Source organism: Streptomyces sp. NPDC104106 (genome assembly GCF_055584345.1).
Genome location: NZ_JBVJMF010000036.1, coordinates 23608 through 30063, shown reverse-complemented (window position 1 = coordinate 30063; position 6456 = coordinate 23608). Strand labels below are relative to the sequence as shown.

At 71.0% G+C, this 6456-nt stretch carries 4 protein-coding genes and 1 pseudogene; 2 read left to right on the top strand and 3 right to left on the bottom strand.

Annotated elements, in window-relative coordinates; translation table 11 throughout:
* Window positions 1–102 precede the first annotated feature (102 nt).
* A pseudogene (locus tag ACZ60X_RS43040) lies at window positions 103–462 on the bottom strand (winged helix-turn-helix domain-containing protein); the annotation flags it as partial.
* 463 nt (window positions 463–925) lie between these two features.
* Here ACZ60X_RS43040 and ACZ60X_RS43035 point away from each other — a divergent pair.
* Window positions 926–2143 (top strand): arylsulfotransferase family protein, encoded by a 1218-nt coding sequence (locus tag ACZ60X_RS43035; RefSeq protein WP_469611149.1) that lies wholly within the window; start codon window positions 926–928, stop codon window positions 2141–2143.
* Between the two features lie 637 nt (window positions 2144–2780).
* Here ACZ60X_RS43035 and ACZ60X_RS43030 read toward each other — a convergent pair.
* Complete coding sequence (locus ACZ60X_RS43030; RefSeq protein ID WP_469611147.1) at window positions 2781–4013, bottom strand: serine hydrolase domain-containing protein; 1233 nt, start codon at window positions 4011–4013, stop codon at window positions 2781–2783.
* Window positions 4014–4627: 614 nt separating this feature from the next.
* Between ACZ60X_RS43030 and ACZ60X_RS43025 the strand changes: the two genes are divergently transcribed.
* A complete protein-coding gene (locus tag ACZ60X_RS43025) occupies window positions 4628–5899 on the top strand; it encodes an MFS transporter (protein ID WP_469611145.1) in 1272 nt (423 codons plus the stop codon).
* 71 nt (window positions 5900–5970) lie between these two features.
* Here ACZ60X_RS43025 and ACZ60X_RS43020 read toward each other — a convergent pair whose 3' ends face one another.
* Complete coding sequence (locus ACZ60X_RS43020) at window positions 5971–6243, bottom strand: hypothetical protein (RefSeq protein WP_469611143.1); 273 nt, start codon at window positions 6241–6243, stop codon at window positions 5971–5973.
* Window positions 6244–6456: the final 213 nt, after the last annotated feature.

Genomic DNA, 6456 nt, shown 5'->3' with positions numbered 1-6456 from the left:
TGCGTTGAGCATGGTGACCCCTCCAGGGATCTAGCGCTGCTAGATGATGAGGCAACGCTAATACTGCTGCCGCTCGATTGTCTAGCGATGCTAGGGTCGATCTCGGCGGGCCGGGACCTGGTGGCTGAAGCCGTGCCGGTGCAGCATCCGCGCGATCGCCGACAGCGTCATGCTCTTGTGGAACCGGCGCCCGATCAGCGTCTTGATCCGTGCCAGGGTCCATGTCTGGTCCGGCCAGCCATGTGCGACCGGTCCCTTCGCGAGCTCCTGCTCGAGCACGGTGAACAGGACCTCACTCAGCTTGGGCTGTGACACAGGCCCGGCAGAGCGCAGTCCCTCGGTGCCGGCGTCGTGCAAGGCTCGGCGCCAGCGCTGCACCGAGCGCACACTCACCCGTAAGTCCTTGGCGACCTCGGCGCTGGAGGCACCCGCTGCGAACCGCTCCGCAGCCTCCAGCCGGATCCGCTCGCGAAACGCCGGATATCCCTCCCCCTCCCAGGAGGGACCCTGACCGGCCCCGGACGTCTCGTCCAGGGCCGTCTGCGTGAGCGAGGGATGAGCGGACGGCATGCCAGGCCCCGGTGCCAACAGTCCCCGGCCGCCCTGCTGTTCGCTGGGTGGACGTCGATTGACGCTGCGGCACGTGTGTGGCTAGTTTCTGCCCCATGCAGCGGCGGAAGATCCTCACGACCCGCGGTCACATCGACCACATGCGGGTGTGCTCCGCCGCGTGTCGCCCCTGTTGAGAGCCGCTGCGCCTCCTGTGGCATCCGTCCGCGCCTGACAGCCTCACGGGCTGTGCGCGGTAGCACCTTGCTGTAGTCGCCGTCTTCCCCTGCGCGCGCCCCGACGGGTGTGCGCCTTGTTCGCACGCCCGTGACCGAGCCGACCGGTTGGGCTTCGGGCTGCCAGAAACGGACACCAGATGCGTCACACCTGCATACCCGCGCGGGCCATGATCGCCGCGGCCACCACTGTCGGCACGGGCCTGTTGCCCCTGGCCGGCACCGCATCCGCAACCCCGGACAGCAAGCCGCTGCCGCCGGTGACCGTCCTTGCCGACAAGGGCACAGCGAGCCGCGGGGACATCTTCCTCTCGCCGAACTCGGCGAACAGCACCTATTCCAGCGGCGTGGAGATCCTGAGCGGCGACGGCAGGCGTGTCGTGTGGTCCCACAGGACGCCGGCCGGGCAGCAGGCGGCGGACTTCCGCGCCCAGACCTACCGCGGCAGGCCGGTCCTGACGTGGTGGCAGGGCACCGGCCTCGGCTCCCTCGCGAGCGGGGTGGACTACATCTACGACAACCGGTATCAGAAGGTCGCCGAAGTCCGGGCCGCGAACGGGTACACCGCCGACGGTCATGAGTTCCTGATCACCCCCCGTGGCACGGCACTGGTCCTGGCCTACAAGCAGCAGACCGCCGACCTGACGGGCATCGGCGGCTCCGCGCACCAGGCGGTCATCGACGGGGTGGTGCAGGAGATAGACATCCGCACGGGCCGGGTCCTGTTCCAGTGGAAGGCGGCCGATCACGTCCCGTACGCGCAGAGCCGGCAGCCGCTGCCGCCGTCGCCCGGCACACCGTGGGACTGGTTCCACATCAACGCGGTGAAGCCCGAAACCGATGGTGACCTGCTCGTCGACGCCCGGAACACCTGGACCACGTACAAGGTCGACCGGCACGACGGCACCGTGCTGTGGCAGCTCGGCGGCAAGGCCGGCACGTTCAAGGAGCAGGCCGCGCCCGGCCAGTACCTGAACACGGCCGGGACGATCTTCTCCTGGCAGCACGATCCCGAACCGCTCGGCGGCGGCTTGTACAGCTGGTTCGACAACGAGTCCGCGGGAGTCGCGAACACGGGGGCCGGGGCGGTGCAGGAGCTTCCGTTCAGCCGTGTCGTCACCGTCCGCGTGGACGAGAGGGCGCGTACGGCAACGCTGGTGAAGTCCGTGAACCAGCCGGACCGCCTCAGCGCGTCCTCCCAGGGCAACGCGCAGCCGGTCCGGCGGCGAGGGGCGTTCGTCGGATGGGGGTCGCTTCCGTACGTCTCCGAGTTCGACGCCTCGGGGAAGGTCGTGTTCAAGGCCCGGTTCCCCACGGGCGTGAACAGCTATCGCGCGTACCGCTTCCCCTGGACGTAGGCCGGTTCCGAGGGGGCGCAGCAGTGTGCTGAAGGCCGCTCGCGCACGTTGGCGTGGTCCAGGCCGCCGGGCACGCCCCGTCGCTGAGGTCCGAAGAGCGTCATCGCGCTGACCGCCCCGCACGGCCCGTGCCGGGGCGGTCAGCGACTCCGGTCTCGTCGGCATGCCCGCCCGGCAGGGCGTGGTGACGGTGCCGGATCCCCACCCCGCACCACCCCTCGAAGCTGGTGTTCGAGGTGCCGGACGCGACGAACGGCGCCGACAACACGAACTGCCCGGGTCCGACGGCCTGCTACAGCGTCGGCGGCCTCATGCGCTACCGGCTCCCGGACGGCGAGGACGCGTGGGGCAAAACCGGTTCCCGTCCCGGCTGGGACAACGGCTTCTTCGCCACCCGCGACCTCCGGCACCGCCTGGTGTACTCCCTGAACCCGACAGGGAAGGGCAACGACCTTCCGGTACATCAAGGCCTTCACCGACGCCGCGCTCGCTCCCTGACAGCCGGACCGCCTGCCCGGTCCGGTACGTGGCGGGCGCCGCGATCGAGGGCCGGGCAACCGGCGAACCTTTCCCGTCGACAGCCGGCTCTCCCGGCCCCTGGTGCCGCCGGCCGGGGGAGCGGTGGACGCCTAGAGGGTCAGCCGCGCGTGGGGGCGGGGTCCAGGACCGCGCTCAGCAGCCGGTTGGCCAGCGGGGTGGGGGCGCCGAAGTCCAGGCTCAGGTGGGAGACCGAGTAGATGCCGCGCAGGGACAGGTCGCGGGTGGCGAACATGCCGTTGGCGTAGCCGTCGTCATGACCGGTCTTGCCCCACAGCACACCGCCGCCCGGCAGCGGGGTGGACATCAACCCGGCGCCGAAGCAGGCCCGCTTGTCGCAGGAGGTGCCGATGAACGGGACGGGCTTGCCGTCGCTGTCCCTGGGCAGGGTGAACATCTCGTCCAGCTGGGCGGCCGGCAGCAGCCGGCCCTGGAACAGCGCGGTGATGAAGCGGTCGAGGTCGGCCGGGGTGGAGATCATGTTGGAGGGATCGCCGCCCTGCTCGCTGACGTCAACCGCCGTGCCCCGGCTGTCGGTTATGTAGCCGTGCAGGGAGGGCCGGGGCATCCGGGGATCGTTCTCGGGCACCGAGGTCTGCTTCAGGTGCAGCGGCTCCAGGATGCGCGTGGTGACTTCTTCCCTGAACGAGCGTCCGGTGATCTGCTCGATGAGCTTGCCGGCGATGCGGAAGCCGAGGGAGTTGTACTCCTGCTTGGTGCCGGGCGCGAAGTGCGGGCCGGGCCACGGGCGGTGGGCGGGGCGCAGGGTGGTGTCGATGATCTCGTCGAAGGTGCGGTAGCGGTAGCGGTCGGCGATCGTCTCGTCGACGCTCGGGGCGGGCTTGCCCTCGTCCACGTCCGGCAGGCCGCTGGTGTAGTCGACCAGCTCGCGGACGGTGATCGGCTGGAAGGTGTCCGGGAGCAGGCCGGGCATGTAGTGCTGCACCGTCTGGTCGAGGTCGATCCGCCCTTCGGCGGCCAGTTGCAGCACGATGGTGGTCTCGAAGACCTTGGAGATGCTGCCGATGTGGAAGTGCGCGTTCGGCGGGATGCGCCGGCCGCTCTGGCTGTCGAGGGTGGAGCCCTTCCACACCTGCCCCGGCTCGCCGACCCGGGCGATCGCGCCGGAGGCGTCATCGGCGGGCCGGGTGCGGATGGCAGCCTGCAACGCGGCCGGATCAAGCGCCGGGAAGGAAGGTGCGGCGCTGGAGCGCGTGCCGTCCGCGGCGAAGGCCTGCGGGCCGACACCGGCACCAGCACCGACGAGGGCGGCCCCGGCCAGGCCGAGGGCGGCGACACGGCGGGCGAGCGTCTTCATCTGATACTCCGTCACGTCGAAAGGGGTGCAGCGGTCTTCGGCAACATGATCAATATCCTTTCTGCCGCCGCCGCGCGGCTATCGGGATCACCCCTGAGCCGCCCCCGAAGCCGACCCCGAGGGCACATCGGGGTCGGCCCGGATCAGGGCCCGTTCGCAAACAGCAGGAGCGAGGCGGAGAAGCCGGACGTCGTGATCGGCGCGGCAACGATGCCGAAGGTGACGGACCCGAATGCCGGTGAGGCCGTAGGACGCGGTGCGCCTGAGGGCCGGGGCGGCGGTCTCGACGGGCTCGGCGCGCCGCTCGCGGCGCCCGCCGGCGGACAACCCTGCCGCAGATGCCCGCGCACCGCCTTCACCTCGTCCCTGGCAGCGCTGAGGGCAGCCTCGGCGGCGGGGCCGGCCGTGAGGGCCTGGACCGGGCAGGTGCGGGCGGCGGTCACCGCGGGCGGCTCCTGGTGACGCGGGTGTCCTGCGCCGGACGTCAGGCCACGGTGTGTCAGGGGCGGACACCCCAGACCTGTTTCGGCGCGGCAATCCCCGGCAAGCGGGCCCCGCTTTGCCCCCGCACAGTTGTCCGCGGGGCCGCCCGAACCTAGCCTCGTCCGCGGGACCGTGGAGAGGCCGACATGCTGAAGACCGTCCGGAAGCAGGCAACGGGGCTCACCAAGGATCAGCGCAACGCATTCGGCGCCGCCTACCTGGGCTGGGCGATGGACGCCTTCGACTACTTCCTGGTGGTCCTCGTCTACAGCGAGATCGCCGACGACTTCCACGTCTCCCTCACCGACATGGCCTTCCTCACCACCGTCACCCTGGTGATGCGGCCGGTCGGTGCGTTCCTCTTCGGCATGTGGGCCGACCGCCGAGGCCGCCGTGTCCCGCTCATGGCCGACGTGGCCTTCTACTCCGTCGTCGGATTCGCCTGCGCCTTCGCGCCGGACTACACCGTGCTGCTGGCACTGCGCCTGCTGTACGGCATCGGCATGGGCGGCGAGTGGGGCCTCGGCGCAGCGCTCGCCATGGAGAAGATCCCCGCCGAGCGGCGCGGCTTCTGGTCGGGCCTGCTGCAGAGCGGCTACTCGCTGGGATACCTGATCGCCGCCGTGGCGTTCTTCGTCATCGAGCCGGCCTTCGGCTGGCGCGGCCTGTTCGCCTTCAGCCTGCTCCCCGCCCTGGTCTGTCTGTGGGTGCGCAGCCGGGTGGAGGAGAGCGAGGTGTGGGAACAGAGCGTCGCGGTCAACCGCACCCCCGCCTACCAGGTGTTCAAAAACCCGGTGGTGCTGGGGCGCTTCTTCTACCTCGTCGCGCTGATGACCGCCTTCAACTGGATGTCGCACGGCACCCAGGACGTCTACCCCACCTTCGTCAAGAAGGGCCTCGGGCTGTCCGCCGACACGTCCATCGCCATCGCGGTGGTCTACAACATCGGCGCCATGATCGGTGGCGCGTTGCTCGGCGCCCTCTCCGAGAAGCTGGGGCGCCGTCGTACGATCATGATCGCGGCGGCCGGCGGTCTGGTGATCGTGCCCTTCTTCGTGCTGTCCACCACCGTGGGCTGGCTGATGCTCTCCTCCTTCCTGACGCAGGTGTGTGTCCAGGGAGCCTGGGGCGTCATCCCCGCGCATCTGACCGAGATGAGCCCTAACGCCGTCCGGGGCTTCTACCCGGGCGTGACCTACCAGCTCGGGAACCTGATCGCCGCCCTCAACCTGCCGCTCCAGGAGGCCATCGCCGCACACCACGGCTATCCGGCGGCGCTGGCGTGGACCGTGGTGCCCGCCCTGGCCCTGGTGATCGCGCTGAGCGCGGTCGGCGAGGAGGCCAAGGGCATCCGGTTCGGCAGCACCGGCACACAGCCCTCGGACGCCGGCCCCGCAGCCGCCGACACGGTGGCGTAGCCCCGGCAGGGCGGCGGTCCCGGCCCCTCGCCGCCGAGCCCGGCCACCGCCGCCGCGGGCGCCGACGCCCCTCAGATCTCCAGCACGGCCGCGCAGTCGGAGCAGACCACACCCGCGTGCTCCGGCGGATACCAGGGCGCCCCGCCATCCTCGGGCGGGCTCCAGCGGGCCTCCTCCATGGCGAAGGTGTCCTTGCCGCACAGGGTCCGCGGTCCGGTGGCCGTGCGCGTGCCCGGGGCCCGCGGAGCGGCGTGCACCCGGCGCACCGGCCGCTCCCGGCCTTCCTGCGCGCCGCGCGTGGCGACGGGCTTGTCGAGTTCGTAGACGACGACGATCTCACTCATGCCACCACCGTAGGCGGTGGGCGAGGCCGGCGGCCCGCGCAGCGCCCGCCGACGGCGATCGGGAAGGACCATGACCACCATCGCCCTCACCGGGGCGCATCCCGGCCTCGCACCGGCCGTCGCGCGACGGTCCTGACCGCAAGAACACGACGTGGCACCGCTGTCCCGCAACCGCGCCTGGCCGCTGTCCACGACTCGCCTCGGCTGCCCGAC

Coding starts and splice junctions, on each gene's coding strand:
- ACZ60X_RS43035 (WP_469611149.1), top strand. CDS start 926: ATGCGTCACACCTGCATACCCGCGCGGGCCATGATCGCCGCGGCCACC.
- ACZ60X_RS43025 (WP_469611145.1), top strand. CDS start 4,628: ATGCTGAAGACCGTCCGGAAGCAGGCAACGGGGCTCACCAAGGATCAG.
- ACZ60X_RS43020 (WP_469611143.1), bottom strand. CDS start 6,243: ATGAGTGAGATCGTCGTCGTCTACGAACTCGACAAGCCCGTCGCCACG.